At 56.6% G+C, this 636-nt stretch carries 1 pseudogene; it reads right to left on the reverse strand.

Annotated elements, in window-relative coordinates:
* Positions 1-207 (reverse strand): annotated as a pseudogene (locus DW677_RS18495) (hypothetical protein); the annotation flags it as partial.
* Positions 208-636 lie beyond the last annotated feature (429 nt).

Here is a 636-nt window from a genome sequence, read left to right on the forward strand (position 1 = left end):
GCGCCGCAGCATATCCCGGCGCATATCAATCCCGGCCTTGTGTTCCTCGGGAACGCTGTCATTCAAAAACAGCGGCAGATACAAGAGCGGGCAGATTGGGGAAAAGCCCGCCTCATAAGCAAGACGGCAGTAGTGGGCCGCCAGCTCCATATCAACATCCGGCTCGCCGCTCCATGCGGCGGTCAGGTACGCTAAAGGTCGTTTCATTGGTTGAGCCTCCATTTCTGTTTTGGTTTAGAAAAAAGCAAGATATCGCCCAACCCCTCCGCCCCTTCCCCCGGGAAGGGGAACGGCTCTGGAGAATTTATATCCCCGTCGCTTGACCGGGAAAAAGCATAACCGGGAGAAATCCGTCAAGGGTGCCTCCGGCACCGCCTGCGGCGGCGCTGCCCTTGACTGATTTTCCCGGCTATGCTACGGAATAACTGGCGACGGGGAATCATTTATATCTCCAGAGCTTCGGGGCGCGGGGCAGAGCCCCGCAATCCTCGGGCCATGCTGACCCGAAGTTTGGGCTTACTTTTCCTGTTCGGTTTTCTTCTCCGGCTTTTCATGTTCCTTCTGCTGACCCTTCCAGTCGTCCAGCAGCTTGATGATCTGGTCCTTCATTTCCCTCGGCGTAGTTTCCTTGCCGAA

This window comes from Clostridium sp. AM25-23AC (assembly GCF_003435125.1).
Classification (GTDB): Bacteria; Bacillota; Clostridia; order Lachnospirales; family Lachnospiraceae; genus Pilosibacter; species Pilosibacter fragilis.